The 14,996-nt window shown below is 69.3% G+C and carries 15 protein-coding genes; 4 read left to right on the top strand and 11 right to left on the bottom strand.

Going from position 1 to position 14,996, the window contains the following annotated elements:
- A partial coding sequence (locus tag ACXJLU_RS17910) for an SWIM zinc finger family protein (protein WP_457333222.1) occupies positions 1–415 on the bottom strand: 415 nt, incomplete at its 3' end.
- A gap of 57 nt (positions 416–472) precedes the next feature.
- Between ACXJLU_RS17910 and ACXJLU_RS17915 the strand changes: the two genes are divergently transcribed.
- Entirely contained in the window at positions 473–1,591 is a 1,119-nt protein-coding gene (locus ACXJLU_RS17915) for a lipocalin-like domain-containing protein (protein WP_457333224.1), read from the top strand.
- A 6-nt stretch (positions 1,592–1,597) separates the two neighbouring features.
- On the opposite strand, the gene ACXJLU_RS17920 is transcribed toward ACXJLU_RS17915, so the two are convergent.
- Complete coding sequence (locus tag ACXJLU_RS17920; protein ID WP_073463458.1) at positions 1,598–2,680, bottom strand: TRAP transporter substrate-binding protein; 1,083 nt, start codon at positions 2,678–2,680, stop codon at positions 1,598–1,600.
- Positions 2,681–2,804: 124 nt separating this feature from the next.
- Positions 2,805–4,193 carry a metalloprotease PmbA gene (gene pmbA, locus ACXJLU_RS17925; RefSeq protein ID WP_457333227.1) on the bottom strand — a complete coding sequence of 463 codons (1,389 nt, stop codon included), beginning with the start codon at positions 4,191–4,193 and terminating at the stop codon, positions 2,805–2,807.
- A 95-nt stretch (positions 4,194–4,288) separates the two neighbouring features.
- On the opposite strand from pmbA, the gene yjgA reads away from it, so the two are divergent.
- Positions 4,289–4,834 carry a ribosome biogenesis factor YjgA gene (gene yjgA, locus ACXJLU_RS17930; protein WP_457333229.1) on the top strand — a complete coding sequence of 182 codons (546 nt, stop codon included), beginning with the start codon at positions 4,289–4,291 and terminating at the stop codon, positions 4,832–4,834.
- Positions 4,812–5,426: a molybdopterin adenylyltransferase gene (gene mog / locus ACXJLU_RS17935; RefSeq protein ID WP_457333231.1), complete on the top strand. Its 615-nt coding sequence runs from the start codon at positions 4,812–4,814 to the stop codon at positions 5,424–5,426. Before yjgA ends, mog begins: the two co-directional genes overlap by 23 nt.
- Before the next feature lie 6 nt (positions 5,427–5,432).
- Here the strand turns inward: mog and cysE are convergent, their stop codons facing one another.
- Both cysE and ACXJLU_RS17945 read right to left on the bottom strand, forming a co-directional pair.
- Positions 5,433–6,197, bottom strand: a complete 765-nt coding sequence (cysE, locus tag ACXJLU_RS17940; protein ID WP_457333233.1) for a serine O-acetyltransferase — start codon at positions 6,195–6,197, stop codon at positions 5,433–5,435.
- A 92-nt stretch (positions 6,198–6,289) separates the two neighbouring features.
- Positions 6,290–7,009, bottom strand: coding sequence for an RNA methyltransferase (locus ACXJLU_RS17945; RefSeq protein ID WP_457333235.1), 720 nt, complete (start codon positions 7,007–7,009; stop codon positions 6,290–6,292).
- 117 nt (positions 7,010–7,126) lie between these two features.
- Between ACXJLU_RS17945 and ACXJLU_RS17950 the strand changes: the two genes are divergently transcribed.
- The gene (locus ACXJLU_RS17950; protein WP_073463470.1) at positions 7,127–8,086 is read left to right on the top strand and encodes an inositol monophosphatase family protein; all 960 of its coding nucleotides are present in this window, start codon (positions 7,127–7,129) and stop codon (positions 8,084–8,086) included.
- 7 nt (positions 8,087–8,093) lie between these two features.
- On the opposite strand, the gene ACXJLU_RS17955 is transcribed toward ACXJLU_RS17950, so the two are convergent.
- The 6 genes from ACXJLU_RS17955 to ACXJLU_RS17980 form a co-directional block, all read right to left on the bottom strand.
- Positions 8,094–9,245, bottom strand: a complete 1,152-nt coding sequence (locus tag ACXJLU_RS17955; protein WP_457333237.1) for a Gfo/Idh/MocA family protein — start codon at positions 9,243–9,245, stop codon at positions 8,094–8,096.
- Between the two features lie 10 nt (positions 9,246–9,255).
- On the bottom strand, positions 9,256–10,254 hold the full coding sequence (locus ACXJLU_RS17960) for a sugar phosphate isomerase/epimerase family protein (protein WP_457333239.1): 999 nt from the start codon (positions 10,252–10,254) through the stop codon (positions 9,256–9,258).
- 12 nt (positions 10,255–10,266) lie between these two features.
- Complete coding sequence (locus ACXJLU_RS17965; RefSeq protein WP_073463476.1) at positions 10,267–11,217, bottom strand: substrate-binding domain-containing protein; 951 nt, start codon at positions 11,215–11,217, stop codon at positions 10,267–10,269.
- 84 nt (positions 11,218–11,301) lie between these two features.
- Positions 11,302–12,315, bottom strand: coding sequence for an ABC transporter permease (locus ACXJLU_RS17970; protein ID WP_457333241.1), 1,014 nt, complete (start codon positions 12,313–12,315; stop codon positions 11,302–11,304).
- Complete coding sequence (locus ACXJLU_RS17975; RefSeq protein WP_457333243.1) at positions 12,296–13,783, bottom strand: sugar ABC transporter ATP-binding protein; 1,488 nt, start codon at positions 13,781–13,783, stop codon at positions 12,296–12,298. The genes ACXJLU_RS17970 and ACXJLU_RS17975 overlap by 20 nt, the downstream gene beginning before the upstream one ends.
- Positions 13,780–14,961 (bottom strand): ROK family protein, encoded by a 1,182-nt coding sequence (locus ACXJLU_RS17980; RefSeq protein ID WP_073463845.1) that lies wholly within the window; start codon positions 14,959–14,961, stop codon positions 13,780–13,782. Before ACXJLU_RS17980 ends, ACXJLU_RS17975 begins: the two co-directional genes overlap by 4 nt.
- Positions 14,962–14,996 lie beyond the last annotated feature (35 nt).

Here is a 14,996-nt window from a genome sequence, read left to right on the forward strand (position 1 = left end):
GCCACATCCGCACCGGGCGCGGCCAGTCGTCGGCCGTCGGCACCGGCGCGGCACGGGCCACCGGGGTGGGGACCGTGTCGAGGCGGCGCGGCGGCGCGAGGTCGGGGTTCTTGCGGCGGCGCAGTTCGAGCGCCTCGAAGGCCATCAGCGCCGCGGCCACGTGCTTGCAGTTCAGGCCGACCGGGCATGAGCAGACGCCGCGCACTTGCAGGCCGAGCCGCCGGTCGATCGGCAACTCGATGCGCTGCTCGTACACGTGGGCACCGCTGCCGCGCATTCGCGTGAGCAGCGCCTCGCCGTCGATCTGCATCGCCAGCAGGGCCTGCTCGGGTTGGAGCGCCATCGCCCGCGTCAGCGTCACGCGGTCGAACTGCTGGCCGAAATCGAACTCGGGGGGAATGGAAAATTCGGTCATGGGCTGCGGGCCATTGTCGTTCAGCCGGCGGGCTCATCCATGCGATGCTCGCGCCCCATGCAAAGACGCGAATTCATCGCTGCGGCCGGGGCCGCGGTGTCGTCAGCTGGGTGGCCCGGGCTGGCCTTCGCCGCGCCGACTGAGACCAGCGTGCGCCCGCGTCCGCTGGTCTTCCCGGCCGACTTCGGCGCCCACCCGCAGACGCGCACCGAGTGGTGGTATGTCACCGGCTGGCTGCAGGCGCAAACGCAGGCCGCAGCCGGCGCGGCGCCCGCGCTGTACGGCTTCCAGGTGACCTTCTTCCGCTCGGCCACCGGGCTGGCGGCGTCGCCGAGCCGCTTCGGCGCGCAGCAACTGGTGTTCGCGCATGCGGTGCTCGGCGACGTGGCGGGCAAGCGCCAGCGGCACGACCAGCGCATCGCGCGCGCCGGCTTCGGCATCGCCGACACCACCGAGGGCGACACCGGCGTGCTGCTGCGCGACTGGTCCCTGCGCCGCGAGGGCGCTGCCGACGCGAGCCGCTACACGACCCGCGTGGCCAGCGAGCGCGGCGGCTTCGCCTTCGAGCTCACGTTCGCGGCCACGCAGCCGGTGCTGCTGCAGGGCGAGGCCGGCTTCTCGCGCAAGGGCCCGAAGCCCTGGCAGGCGAGCCACTACTACAGCGAGCCGCAGCTGCGCGCCAGCGGCACGCTGACGCTCGACGGCCGAGCGCTCGCGGTGCAGGGCCGCGCCTGGTTCGACCATGAATGGAGCGACCACGCGCTGGCCGAAGAGGCGGTCGGGTGGGACTGGATCGGCATCAACCTCGACGACGGCAGCGCGCTGATGGCGGTGCGGCACCGTCGCGCCGACGGCTCGCAGTTCTATGCCGGCGGCAGCTTCCGCGCAGCGGGTGGGGCGGTGCGCAACTTCGGGACCGACGAGGTGCGCTTCGTCGCCGGCCGCCGCTGGGCGAGCCCGGCGTCGCAGGCGAGCTACCCGGTCGAGTGGACGGTCGAGACGCCGGCCGGGCGCTACCGGGTGCGGGCCCTGTTCGACGAGCAGGAACTCGACAGCCGCGCCAGCACCGGCGGCTTCTACTGGGAAGGGCTCAGCGAGGTGATGGACGAGTCCGGCCGCAGGGTCGGACTCGGCTACCTCGAGATGACCGGCTACGCCGGCCGCCTGCGCACTTGAAGAAACTCAGAGTTTCTGAGCCTGCATGAAGTCGTCGAACGCGGCTTCGGCGAAGCGGAACCACAGCACCTGGTCGGCGCGGAACTTGGTGTAGTCCTCGTAGACCTTCTTCCACGCCGGGTTCTTGCCCGACAGCTCGCTGTAGTAGTCCATCGACACCTTGAAGCAGGCTTCCATCACGTCCTTCGGGAAGCGATGCAGCTTGGTGCCGGCACCGACCAGTTGCTTCAGCGCGCCCGGGTTGCGGGCGTCGTACTTGGCCTGCATGTCGACGTGCGCGTGCGACGACGCGGCTTCGACGATGGCCTTGTACTCCGGCGTCAGCGCGTCGTACGCCTTGGTGTTGATGAACAGGTCGACCTGCGGGCCGCCTTCCCACCAGCCGGGGTAGTAGTAGTGCGGCGCGACCTTGTTGAAGCCGAGCTTCTGGTCGTCGTACGGGCCGACCCATTCGGCGGCGTCGATCGTGCCCTTCTCGAGCGCGGGGTAGATGTCGCCGCCCGGCAGGTTCTGCGGCACCGCGCCCAGGCGTTCGATGATGCGGCCGGCAAAGCCGCCGATGCGGAACTTCAGGCCCTTCATGTCGGCGACGGTGTTGATCTCCTTGCGGAACCAGCCGCCCATCTGCGCACCGGTGTTGCCGCCGGGGAAGTTGATGATGTTGTAGTTGCGATAGAAATCGCGCATCAGCTTCAGGCCGTTGCCTTCGAGCATCCATGCCGTCATCTGGCGCGAGTTCAGCCCGAACGGGATCGACGCGCCGATCGCGAAGGTCTCGTCCTTGCCGAAGAAGTAGTACGGCACGGTGTGCGCCATCTCGACGGTGCCGTTCTGCACGCCGTCGACCACGCCGAAGGCCGGCATGATCTCGCCGGCCGCGTGCACCGAGATCTGGAACTTGCCGCCGGTCATCTCGCCGACCTTCTTCGCGAACACTTCGCCGCCGCCGTAGATGGTGTCGAGCGATTTCGGGAAGCTGGAGGCCAGGCGCCAGCGCAGCGCCTGCTGTGCGTGCACCACGGCCGGCGCCATGCCGGCGGCCAGCACGCCGGCGAGGCCGGTCTGACGGATGAAGGAACGGCGTTCCATGCGGTGTCTCCTTTGGAATGGGGTGATGCGGGTGATCCGGGCGATTCTAGAAGTCGCCCCGTGTCCGGAACTGCGGTGTTTCCCCGTCAGCGAAACTACGCACGCGCGCGGCGTGCCGCAGGCATCACAGGCCCGCGATCTTCATCTCGGGGATCAGCACCGAGCCGATGGTCTTGGTGCCCATCGTGTACGCATCGGAACCGACCGCGACGATGTTCTTCAGCATCTGCTTCAGGTTGCCGGCGATCGTGATCTCGTGCACCGGGTAGGCGATGCGGCCGTTCTCGACCCAGAAGCCGGCGGCACCGCGCGAGTAGTCGCCGGTCACGTAGTTCACGCCCTGCCCCATCAGCTCGATCACGAACAGCCCGCGGCCGAGCTTGCGCAGCATCTCGTCGAGGTTGTCGCCAGGCTTCGTCAGCCGGCTGCTGAAGGTGAGGTTCTGCGAGCCGCCGGCGTGGCCGGTGGTCTTCATGCCGAGCTTGCGCGCCGAGTAGCTCGACAGGAAATAGCCCTGCACGACGCCGCCCGAGACGACATCGCGCACGCGGGTGACGACGCCTTCGTCGTCGAACGGCGCGCTGCCCTTGCCGCCGCGCACGTGCGGGTTCTCGCGCAGGTCGATGTGCGGCGCGAGCACTTCCTTGCCGAGGCTGTCGAGCAGGAAGCTGGAGTTGCGGTACAGCGCGCCGCCGCTGGTGGCCTGCACGTAGCCGCCGAGCAGCCCGGTGGCGAGCGTCGACTCGAACAGCACCGGCACCACGCAGGTCTTGATCTTGCGCGACTTCAGGCGCGACAGCGCGCGCTCGGCGGCGTAGCGGCCGATGGCCTCGGGGCTCGCCAGGTCAGCGGGTGAGCGCATCGAGCTGTACCAGGCGTCGCGCTGCATGTCATCGCCGCCGCGTCCGGGCAGCGACGCGATCGGCGCCACCGACACCGAATGCCGCGAACTCGCATAGCCGCCGCGAAAGCCGCGGCTGTTGCCGGCGAAGAAGTGCGATTGCTGCGCCGACACGCCGGCGCCTTCGGAATTGGTGATGCGGCGGTCGGTGCTGATGGCCGCGCCCTCGCAGCGCTGCGCGATCTCGGCCGCCTGGGCGGCGTCGATGTCCCACGGGTGGAACAGGTCGAGGTCGCGGGTGGCGGCCTCGCCGAGCGCCAGGTCGGCGTCATCGGGCAGGCCGGCGGCCGGGTCTTCGGCGGTGAAGCGGGCGATGTCGTAGGCCGCCTTGACCGTCTGCTCGAGCGCGGCGGGCGAAAAATCGGAGGTGCTGGCGTTGCCGCGGCGCTGGCCGAGGTACACGGTGACGCCGATCGACTTGTCGCGGTTGCGCTCGACGTTCTCGATCTCGCCCTTGCGCACCGACACCGACAGGCCCGCGCCTTCGGACACCTCGACCCCCATGTCGCTCGCGCCGAGCGTCTTGCCGAGCGACAACGCGTCTTCGACGAGTTGCTGGAAGCGCTCGCGCGAGTACGCGAAACCGTGGGTGGTGAGTGCGGGCTGGGTCATGGGATGGGGGGGTTTTAGCGAGGGCTATCATACCGACGCCCTTGCCTGCGCATCCCTCGTTTCCCCTCATGGCCCCTCGAACTCCCAAGAATCACGTGCCCGACCCCGCCGCCTCCGATGAGAGCGACGACGACTACGACGGCCCGAGCAAGACGCAGCTCAAGAAGGAGATGCACGAACTGCAGACGCTGGGCGAGGCTTTCGCGGCGCTGCCCGAGAGCCGCATCGTCGGCGTGGCGATCTCCGAGACGCTGATCGACGCGGTGATGCAATACCGCCGCACCCGCTCGCACGAGGGCCGGCGCCGCCAGATGCAGTACATCGGCAAGCTGATGCGGCGCAACGACGTCGATGCGATCCGGGAGGCGGTCACCGCGATGCAGCTCGGCCAGGCCAAGGATTCGCTGGCGCTGCACGAGGCCGAGCGCTTGCGCGCCGAGCTGATCGCGAGCGACGACGCGCTGACCGCCTGGACCCAGAAGCACCCCGGCGGCGACCTGCAGCAGCTGCGCAGCCTGATCCGCGCGGCCCGCAAGGATGCCGCGGTGGCGCCGGAGCAGCGCAGCGGCCGCGCCTACCGCGAGCTGTTCCAGTTCATCAAGTCGCAGGAGCTGGCGAATGACGACCACGGCGGCGAATGACGCGACCGGCGGCGGTGGCGCGCGCGCCCCGCTCGGCACGGTGCGCATCGGCCTGGTGTCCATCAGCGACCGGGCCTCGACCGGCGTCTACGAGGACAAGGGCCTGCCGGCGCTGCAGGCCTGGCTGAGCCGGGCGCTGCGCAACCCGATCGAGTGGGAAACGCGGCTGATCCCGGATGAACAGGCGGTGATCAGCGCGGCGCTGGTCGAGCTGGTCGACCGGCGCGAATGCCACCTGGTGCTGACGACCGGCGGCACCGGCCCGTCGCCGCGCGACGTGACGCCGGAGGCCACGCTCGCGGTGGCCGACCGCGAAATGCCGGGCTTCGGCGAGCAGATGCGCCAGATCAGCCTGCGCTTCGTGCCGACGGCGATCCTGTCGCGGCAGGTCGCGGTGCTGCGCGGCAAGGCGCTGATCATCAACCTGCCGGGGCAGCCGAAGTCGATCGCCGAGACGCTGGAAGGCCTGCCGAACGCGCAGCCGCCGGCGCCGGGGATCTTTGCGGCGGTGCCGTATTGCATCGACCTGATCGGCGGGCCGTACCTGGAGACGGACGAGTCGGTGTGCCGCGCCTTCCGGCCGAAGCGGTAAACCGGGCTACTTGACCAGCTGATTCATCCGCTCGGCATCGAAGTGCTCGGTCTTCTGCGCATCCGTCGGCACGCAATCCGCCTTCGTCGGCGACAGCTTCTCGATCGCCGCCCACAGCAGCGCGATCTGGTGCTCATGCCCCGACGCGTTGTCGATCAGCCCCTTCATCGCCTGCGACACCGGGTCGTCGCCCTGCGTCACGCCGTAGGCCGAGAAGCCCTTCTTCGCCGTGCCGTCGTCGGCAGCAGCGACGTCCTTCGCGAGGATGATGCGCGCCGGGTTGCCGACCGCGGTCGCGCCCGCCGGCACCGGCTTGGTCACCACCGCGCCCGAACCGACCCGCGCGCCCTCGCCGACCGTGAAGCCGCCGAGCACGCAGGCGTTGGCGCCGAGGATCACGCCACGCCCGAGCGTCGGATGCCGCTTGGCGCCCTTCACCAGCGAGGTGCCGCCGAGCGTCACGCCCTGGTAGATCGTGCATTCGTCGCCGATCTCGGCCATCTCGCCGATCACGACGCCCATGCCATGGTCGATGAAGACGCGCCGGCCGATGGTCGCGCCGGGGTGGATCTCGATGCCGGAGAAGAAGCGCCCGAGGTGCGAGATGAAGCGCGCCGGCCAGTGCCAGCCGTGCGTCCAGCAGGCGTGCGACCAGCGGTGCATCAGCAGCGCATGCAGGCCGGGGTAACAGGTGAGGACCTCCCAGGTGCTGCGCGCGGCGGGGTCGCGCTCGAGGATGCAGGCGATGTCTTCTCGGAGGCGGTCGAACATGGGGGTGGGGGTGAGACCGGGGCGGGCCAGTTTATCTGGCAGCTTGAAAGTCGGTGGGCATCAGGGGCAAGCGCGAACGATCGAGCCGGCGCTCAGCGGCGGCGCTGCATCGCGCGGGCCATGCCGCGCAGGATGTGCACTTCTTCCGCGCTGAGCCCGGCCCGGTTGATCAGCTGGTTCAGCCGCGGCATCAGCTTCTTCGGCGCCGCCGGGTCGAGGAAGCCGATGTCGGCGAGCGCCTGCTGCCAGTGCGCGAGCAGGCCCTGCACCTGCGCACCGTCGGCGAGGGTCGGGTCGGGCACGCGCGGCACCACGTCGAAGCCGCCGAGCGCCTGGCGCCAGTCGTAGGCCAGCAGCTGCACCGCCTGCGCGAGGTTCAGCGAGCCGTAGTCGGGGTGGGTCGGGATGCTGATGCAGGCGTGGCAGCGGTAGACGTCGTCGTTCGACATGCCGAAGCGCTCGGAGCCGAACACGAAGGCCACGCGGTGCTCGCTGCGCGCCAGCTCGGCGAACAGCGGCCGCGGCGCGTGCGTCGCCGGGCCGAAATCGCGCGGCGTCATCGCGGTGGCGCAGGCGTAGCTGACACCGTCGAGCGCCTCGGCCAGGCTCGCGACCACGCGGGCGCGCACCAGCACGTCGGCCGCGCCGCTGGCCATCGCGACGGTGTCCTCGTGCACCAGCGCATCGGCAAAACGCGGCGCGACCAGCACCAGGTCCGAGAAGCCCATCGTCTTCATCGCGCGCGCGGTGGCGCCGATGTTGCCGTAGTGGCTGGTGTTGAGCAGGATGAAGCGGGTGCTGTCAGCGGGCATTGGTGACTCGGGGATTTCCCCAGGGACGAACGGCTAAAATCCGCGATTATCCGCAGCGCCCCGCGCGCCGCACGCTCTTTCTCACCTCCGTCTGCCTCTCACCCTTCAGGGCGCCTCATGTCGCAAGCACTGCATCCCATGCTCAACGTGGCCATCAAGGCCGCACGCGCCGCCGGCGCGATCATCAACCGGGCCTCGCTCGACCTCGACCTGCTGAAGGTGAACACCAAGTCGCCGAACGACTTCGTGACCGAGGTGGACCAGATGGCCGAGCAGGTCATCATCGAGACGCTGCTCACGGCCTACCCCGGCCACGGCATCCTGGCCGAAGAATCCGGCCGCACGCACGGTGCGAAGAACAGCGAATACGTCTGGATCATCGACCCGCTGGACGGCACCACCAACTTCATCCACGGCTTCCCGGTCTATGCGGTCTCGATCGCGCTGGCGTTCCGCGACCAGATCCAGCAGGCGGTGGTCTACGACCCGACCCGCAACGACCTGTTCTACGCCTCGAAGGGCCGCGGCGCGTTCCTGAACGACAAGCGGCTGCGCGTCTCCAAGCGCACGCGCATGCAGGAATCGCTGATCGGCACCGGCTTCCCGTTCCGCAAGGGCGACAACTTCAAGCGCTACGTGAAGATGTTCGAGGAGGTGATGCAGAACTGCGCCGGCCTGCGCCGCCCGGGTGCCGCGGCACTCGACCTGTGCTACGTGGCGGCCGGCTTCTACGACGGCTTCTTCGAGACCGGCCTGAACCCCTGGGACATCGCCGCCGGCTCGCTGCTGATCACCGAGGCGGGCGGGCTGATCGGCAACTTCACCGGCGAATCCGACTTCATGTACCAGCGCGAGGTGGTCGCAGGCAACCCGAAGATCTACGGGCAGATGGTCGGGATCCTGGCGCCGTACACGCGGGTGATCAAGGCGGACGGCACCGCCGCGGCGGCGGTGGCGGCAGACGGTGTGCCCGAGCATGCGCTGACGCCCGAATCGGCGCTGGCGGCGACGGCGAAGCCGGCCGAGCCGGAGAAGAAGAAGGCCGTGCGGATCCGCAAGGCCGATCTGAAGGACTGACCGGCAGTCAATCCCAGGCGGTCCACTTCGCGGTGGACCGGCTCGACTCCACCGTCTTCTCCATGAACTTCACCCCGCGCGCGCCATCGGCGAGCGTCGGGAAATCGCCTTCCAACGCTCCGAGCGCCCGCCCCTCCTCCTTCGCGAGGATCGCCTCGGCCACCCCCAGGTAAAGGTTCGCGAACGCCTCGATGAACGCCTCCGGGTGGCCGGTCGGCAGCCGCGTGGCCTTCTTCGCCGCATCGCACAGCCACGGCGACCCGCGCGTCAGCAGGCGCTTCGGCCCGTCGAGCGAGGCGTGCACCAGCAGGTTCGGATCCTCCTGGTGCCAGGCGAGCGACCCCTGCGTGCCGAACACCCGCAGCCGCAGGTCGTTCTCGCCGCCGATCTCGATCTGCGACGCGATCATCACGCCGCGCGCACCACCGCGGTAGCGCAGCAGCAGGTTGCCGTCGTCGTCCAATCGCCGCCCCGGCACGAAGGCGGTCAGGTCGGCGCACAGCGATTCGATCTCGAGCCCGCAGACGCTGGCCACCAGGTTCTCGGCGTGCGTGCCGATGTCGCCCATCGCGCCGACGATGCCGCTCCTCGCCGGGTCGACCCGCCAGTCGGCCTGCTTGTGGTCGCCGGCCTCCAGCTGCGTCGCGAGCCAGCCCTGGTTGTATTCGACGATCACCTTGCGGATCGGGCCGAGCTCGCCGCTGCGCACCATCTCGCGCGCCTGCCGCACCATCGGGTACCCGGTGTAGTTGTGCGTGACGCCGAACACCGTGCCGCTGCGCTCGCGCGCCGCGACCAGCGCCTGCGCCTGCTCGCTGGTGTGCACCAGCGGCTTGTCGCACACCACGTGGATGCCGGCCTCGGTGAAGGCCTTCGCCACCTCGAAGTGCACATGGTTGGGCGTCACGATGCTGACGAAATCGATGCGCTCGCCGCGCGGGCGTTTCAGCTCGTCATCGAGCAGCGCCTGCCAGCTGCCGTGGTTGCGTGCCTCGGCCAGGCCGAGGTCGCGCCCCGACGCGCGCGCCCGCTCGGCATCGGCCGACAGCGCGCCCGCCACCAGCTCGATCTGCCCGTCCAGCGCCATCGCCTTGCGGTGCACCGCACCGATGAACGCGCCCCGGCCGCCACCGACCATCGCATATCGCAGCTTGCGCATCAGCAGCCCCTCATTTCTCGAACGACGCGTCGAACGCACGCGCCGACGGCTTGAAATCGAGCCGGCGCGAGAACGCCGCGCTCTCGGTCGCACCGTGCACGCGGTCCATGCGGCTGTCTTCCCACTCGACGCTCAGCGGCCCGGCATAGCGGATGTCATTGAGCGCGACGATGATCCCCTCGAAGTCGATCATCCCGCGCCCGACGCTGCGGAAATCCCAGAAGCGCCGCGCATCGCCGAAGCTGGTGTGGCCGCCGAACACGCCAACCGTGCCGTCGCCCTTGCCCCACCAGACGTCCTTCATGTGCACGTTGAAGATGCGCGGCCCGAAGCTGCGCAGGAACTTGACGTAGTCGACGCCCTGGTAGCCCAGGTGGCTCGGGTCGAAGTTGAAGCCGAAGCGCGCATGGCCCTTCACCGCGTCGATCGCGCGCTGGCTGCTCGCGATGTCGAACGCGATCTCGGTCGGGTGCACCTCGAGCGCGAAGTTCACGTCGACCTCCTCGAACATGTCGAGGATCGGCGTCCAGCGCGTCGCGAAGTCCTCGAAGCCTTTGTTCCAGAACGCCTGGTTGGTGGGCGGGAAGGCATACAGCGCATGCCAGATCGACGAGCCGGTGAAGCCGGTCACCGTCTTCGCGCCGAACTTCGCGGCGGCGCGCGCGGTGTCCTGCATCTCCTTCGCGGCGCGCCGGCGCACGCCCTCGGGCTCGCCGTCGCCCCACACATGGGCCGGCAGGATCGCCTTGTGCCGCTCGTCTACAGGATCGCACACCGCCTGGCCGGTCAGGTGGTTGCCGATCGCGAAGCACTGCAGGCCGTGCTGCTCCAGCAGCCGGCGCTTGTCGGCCACGTAGCGCTCCGACTGCAGTGCCTCCTGCACGTTGAAATGGTCGCCCCAGCAGGCGAGCTCCAGCCCGTCGTAGCCCATCGCTTTCGCGAGGGGCGCCAGTTCGGCGAGCGACAGGTCGGCCCACTGGCCGGTGAACAGGGTGACGGGTCTGGCCATGGTCAGCTCTCCTTAGAAGGGGGAATCCGGCACGTAGTACTTGGCCGCGTTGTCCTTGGTGATCAGCACCGACGGGATGATGGTCGTGGCCGGCATCGCCGCGCCCTTCACGCGCGCCTCGGCCGTCATCTTCATCGCGTCGGCGATCATGCTGGGCGAGTAGGTCACGTCGGCGCTGACGATCTTGTCGCCGTCCATCACCTTCTTGATGTAGTCCTTCGAGCCGGCGCCGCCGATCACCAGCTTCACGTCGCTGCGCTTGGCCTGCTCGATGGCCTTCTGAACGCCCACCGCCATGTCGTCGTCCGAGGCCCACACCGCGTCGATCTGCTTGAAGCGGGTCAGGTAGTCCTGCATCACCTTGAACGCATCGTCGCGGTTCCAGTTGCCGTGCTTGGCGTCCAGCACCTTGATGCCCGGGTTCGCCTTCATCACCGCGTTGAACGCGTCGACGCGCTGGTTGTCGATCACCGTCGGGATGCCGCGCAGGATCACCACGTTGCCCTTGCCGCCCATCGCCTTGGCCATGTACTCGCCGGCCACCTTGCCGAAGCCGGGGTTGTCACCGGCCACGTAGGCGTTCTGCGCGCTGGTGTCGGTCAGGCCGCGGTCGACCACGGTCACGAACACGCCCTTGGCCTTGACCTGCGCGACCGGCTGCGTCAGCGGCGCCGATTCGAACGGCAGGATCACCAGCGTGTTGATCTTGTTGACGGTCTGCAGGTCCTGCACCTGGTTGGCCTGCTCCGAGGCCGAGCCGGCCGTCTTCACGATCACCTGCAGGCCGGGGTGCGCCTTTTCCAGTTCGGCCTTGGTGCGGTTGGCCCAATAGACGACGCCGCCGGCCCAGCCGTGCGTGGCGGCCGGGATGGACACGCCCATCACGACCTTGTCTTGCGCGAACGCGCCGGCGCCTGCGGCCAGCGCCGCCAGCGTCACGAGGATGCGGGGAATGAACTTCATGGAACTCGTCTCCTGTTGTGTGTCGATCGGGACTCGATCGGGGTCTCTGCGGAACATGACCGTTGCCGGCCGGGTGAAAATTTTCTAGCGCCGCCCCCTCTGGAGGAACGCGACGATGATGATCACGACGCCCTGCACGGCGGCGTTCAGGTACACGCTGATGATGCTGGTGAGGTTCAGGATGTTGCTGATCACCGAGAGCAGGATTGCGCCGATCACGGTGCCGGTGATGCGGCCTTCGCCGCCCTTCAGCGCGGTGCCGCCGACGATCACCGCGGCGATCRCCTCCAGCTCCCACAGTAGTCCGGTGGTCGGCGAGGCCGAGCCCAGCCGCGGCACGTACAGCACGGTGGCGACGCCGACGCACACGCCCAGCAGCATGTAGGTCAGCACCTTGATGCGGTCGACGTTGACCGCCGCATAGCGCGCCACCTGCTCGTTCGAGCCGATCGCCTGCACGTAGCGGCCGTAGCCGGTGCGGTTCAGGATCAGCGCGCCGATCAGCGCGACCGCGGCGAACACCCAGATCGGGAACGGCACGCCCAACAGGCTGCCGTAGTAGACCGGGCTGTAGGCGTCGGACAGCTTGCCGTCGAGCGTGATCGCGCCGCCGTTGGCCAGGTACGTGAGGTACGCGCGGAAGATACCCAGCGTGCCCAGCGTCACGATGAAGGGCTCGATGCGCCCCTTGGTGACGAGCAGCCCGTGCGCGAGGCCGAAGATCGCGCCGAGCGCGAGCGCGAACACGATGCCGATAGCGACCGTCAGCAGCGGCGAGCCGACCTGCGCGGCGATGCCGTTCATCAGCAGGATCATGCTGCCGGCGATCAGCGCCGCCATCGAGCCGACCGACAGATCGATGCCGCCGCTGATGATCACGAAGCACATGCCGACCGCGATGATGCCGATGAAGGCGGTGCGGGTCAGCACGTTCATCGCGTTGTCCCAGGTCGCGAAATCGCCGTTCAGCAGCGTGCCGGCGATGCACAGCAGCACGAGGCCGAGCCATGGGCCGGCGGCCTGCAGCTTCACGCTCCAGCGGCGGGCGCTCGTCGTGGCGGGCTTTTCCGCCGCTGCGTCAATGGGTGCCTGTGGCATGAGCGATGAGCTCCTCTTCGGAAAGTTGTTCAGCCGACAGCGTGGTCTGCAGGCGCCCTGCGCGCATCACGGCAACGCGGTGGCACAGACCGATCAGCTCGATCAGCTCGGATGAAATGACGACCACGCCGCGGCCCTGCTCGGCCAGGCGCTGGATCAGGAAATAGATGTCGCGCTTGGCGCCGACGTCGACGCCGCGCGTCGGCTCGTCGAGCACCACGACGCGCGGCTGCGGCTGCAGCACCTTCGCGATCGCGAGCTTCTGCTGGTTGCCGCCCGACAGCGACGACGCCTTGCTGCCGAGTTCGCGCGTGCGGATGCCGAAATCCGCCACCGCCTGCTCCAGCGCGCGCTGCTCCGATGCCGGGTCGAGCAGCGGGTGCGTGTGGCGCGCCAGGTCCATCAGCGTCAGGTTGTCGCGCAGCGAGAGCCGCACGTGCAGGCCCTTGCCCTTGCGGTCTTCGCTGAGGTAGGTGAGGCCGTGCTGCGCCGCCTCGCGCGGGCTGCGCAGCTGGAGCTCTTTTCCATTCAACTCGATGCGGCCGGCGCTGCGCGGGCGCAAGCCCAGCAGGCCTTCGAACATCTCGGTGCGGCCGGCGCCGACCAGGCCGGCGAAGCCGAGGATCTCGCCCGGGCGCACTTCGAAGCTCACGTCGTGCGCCCAGCCGGGCACGCTGAGGCCGTCCACCTTCAGCAGCGGTGCCGGCGCGCCGACCACCGGCAGCTTCACGGGGAACATGTCCGACAGCTCGCGGCCGACCATCAGGTTGGCCATCTGCTGGCGCGACAGCCCGGCGGTGGGGGCGCGGGTGACGAAGCGGCCGTCGCGCATCACGACGATCTCGTCGGTGATGCGCTCCACCTCGTCGAGCTTGTGCGAGATGTAGACGATGGTCACGCCGTCGGCCTTCAGCTGCGAGATCAGCGCGAACAGGCGCTGCGTCTCGCCGGGCGTCAGCGTCGCGGTCGGCTCGTCCATGATCAGCAGCCGCGCCTTGCGCGACAGCGCCTTCGCGATCTCGACCAGCTGCTTCTCGGCGACGATCAGCTCGCGCACCCGGGTGTCGGGATCGGCCTGCAGGCCCACCTGCTGCAGCACGCGGCGCGCTTCGTCGCGCATCGCCGCGTCGTCGAGCAGCCAGCCGCGCCGGCGCTCGTGGCCGAGGAAGATGTTCTGCGCGATGCTCAGGTCTTCGGCGAGGTTGAACTCCTGGTGAATCAGCACGATGCCGCAGCGCTCGGCATCGCGCGAGTTCGTGAAGCGCTGCGGCGTGCCGTCGATGCGCAGTTCGCCGTCGCTCAGGGCTTCGTAGCCGGACAGGATCTTCATCAGCGTCGACTTGCCGGCGCCGTTCTCGCCGAGCAGGCCGACGACGCGGCCGGGTTCGAGCTCGAAGCTGACGCCGTGCAGCACCCGCACCGGACCGAAGTCCTTGGTCACGTCGGCGAAGGCCACCTGGAGGCTCATGTCACGGCCTCCGGAACGCCGCCGCGTGCGCGCATCGTCTCCTGCAGCGCCAGCACGCCCGCGCCGATCACCCCGGTGCGCTCGCCGAGCGGCGCGTACTGGATGTCCAGGTGCCGCGTCGACAGCGCCAGCGACCGGTGGTACACGCTCTGCCGGATCGACGCCAGCAGCAGCGGCCCGATGCCGGTGATGCCGCCGCCGATGAACACATGCGACGGGTTGAAGAAGTTGACGATGGAGGCCAGCATCTGCCCGATCCGCGTGCCGGCCTTCTGCACGATGCCGTGCGCGGCCGCATCGCCGGCGCGGCTCGCCTGGCCCACGTCGACCGGCGAGATGCTGCCTTGCGTCTTCAGCACCTCGGCCAGCAAGGCGCTCTGCCCCGACTGCGCCGCCTCGACCGCCATGCGCGAGATCGCCGGCCCGGCCGCCATCGCCTCGACGCAGCCGAGGTTGCCGCAGTGGCAGCGCGGGCCGTCGGGGTCGACGCAGATGTGGCCGACGTCGCCGGCCGAGCCGTCGGCACCGCGGTAGACCTCGCCATGGCAGACGATGCCGCAGCCGATGCCGGTGCCGATCTTGACCACCAGGAAGTTCGGCAGCTGCCGGTGCAGCCGCCACAGCTCGCCGAGCGCCATCACGTTGACGTCGTTGTCGATGAAGACCGGCGCGGCGTAGTCCTCGCCCAGCACGTCGCGGATCGACAAACCTTCCCAGCCCGGCATCAGCGGCGGGTTGACGAGCAGGCCGCTGCTGAACGCGACCGGCCCGGGCACGCCCATGCCGATGCCGATCACCTCCTTGCGGGTCGCGCCGCAGCGCTGCAGCAGCTCGCGCAGCAGGTCGCGGATGCGCGACAGCAGCACCGCGGGGCTGGCCCGCACGTCGGCCGGCTCGGCATGGTGGGCCAGCACGCCCATGTCGGGCGACAGGATCGCCACGTCGAGGCTGGTCGCACCGAGGTCGATGCAGGCCAGCACGCCGACCGACCGGCTCATGCGCAGCGCCTCGGGCCGGCGCCCGCCGGACGAGGCCTGCAGGCCGATCTCTTCCAGCAGCCCGCGCTCGACCAGGCCGGCGACGGCCGCGTTGGCCTTGCTCTTCGAGAAGGTGGATGCGGCGGCCAGCGCACTGCGCGAGCTGCTGGCCGACCAGAACACGGTCTCCAGCACAGCCAGTTCACCCGGCGACAGATCGTCCCAGCGGATCACCT

It is taken from the genome of Rhizobacter sp. P5_C2, assembly GCF_054049715.1.

Bases quoted from the DNA above. Each gene is read 5' to 3' on its own strand.
- ACXJLU_RS17915 (WP_457333224.1), top strand. From the start codon at position 473: ATGCAAAGACGCGAATTCATCGCTGCGGCCGGGGCCGCGGTGTCGTCA.
- ACXJLU_RS17920 (WP_073463458.1), bottom strand. From the start codon at position 2,680: ATGGAACGCCGTTCCTTCATCCGTCAGACCGGCCTCGCCGGCGTGCTG.
- pmbA (WP_457333227.1), bottom strand. From the start codon at position 4,193: ATGACCCAGCCCGCACTCACCACCCACGGTTTCGCGTACTCGCGCGAG.
- mog (WP_457333231.1), top strand. From the start codon at position 4,812: ATGACGACCACGGCGGCGAATGACGCGACCGGCGGCGGTGGCGCGCGC.
- cysE (WP_457333233.1), bottom strand. From the start codon at position 6,197: ATGTTCGACCGCCTCCGAGAAGACATCGCCTGCATCCTCGAGCGCGAC.
- ACXJLU_RS17945 (WP_457333235.1), bottom strand. From the start codon at position 7,009: ATGCCCGCTGACAGCACCCGCTTCATCCTGCTCAACACCAGCCACTAC.
- ACXJLU_RS17950 (WP_073463470.1), top strand. From the start codon at position 7,127: ATGTCGCAAGCACTGCATCCCATGCTCAACGTGGCCATCAAGGCCGCA.
- ACXJLU_RS17955 (WP_457333237.1), bottom strand. From the start codon at position 9,245: ATGCGCAAGCTGCGATATGCGATGGTCGGTGGCGGCCGGGGCGCGTTC.
- ACXJLU_RS17960 (WP_457333239.1), bottom strand. From the start codon at position 10,254: ATGGCCAGACCCGTCACCCTGTTCACCGGCCAGTGGGCCGACCTGTCG.
- ACXJLU_RS17965 (WP_073463476.1), bottom strand. From the start codon at position 11,217: ATGAAGTTCATTCCCCGCATCCTCGTGACGCTGGCGGCGCTGGCCGCA.
- ACXJLU_RS17975 (WP_457333243.1), bottom strand. From the start codon at position 13,783: ATGAGCCTCCAGGTGGCCTTCGCCGACGTGACCAAGGACTTCGGTCCG.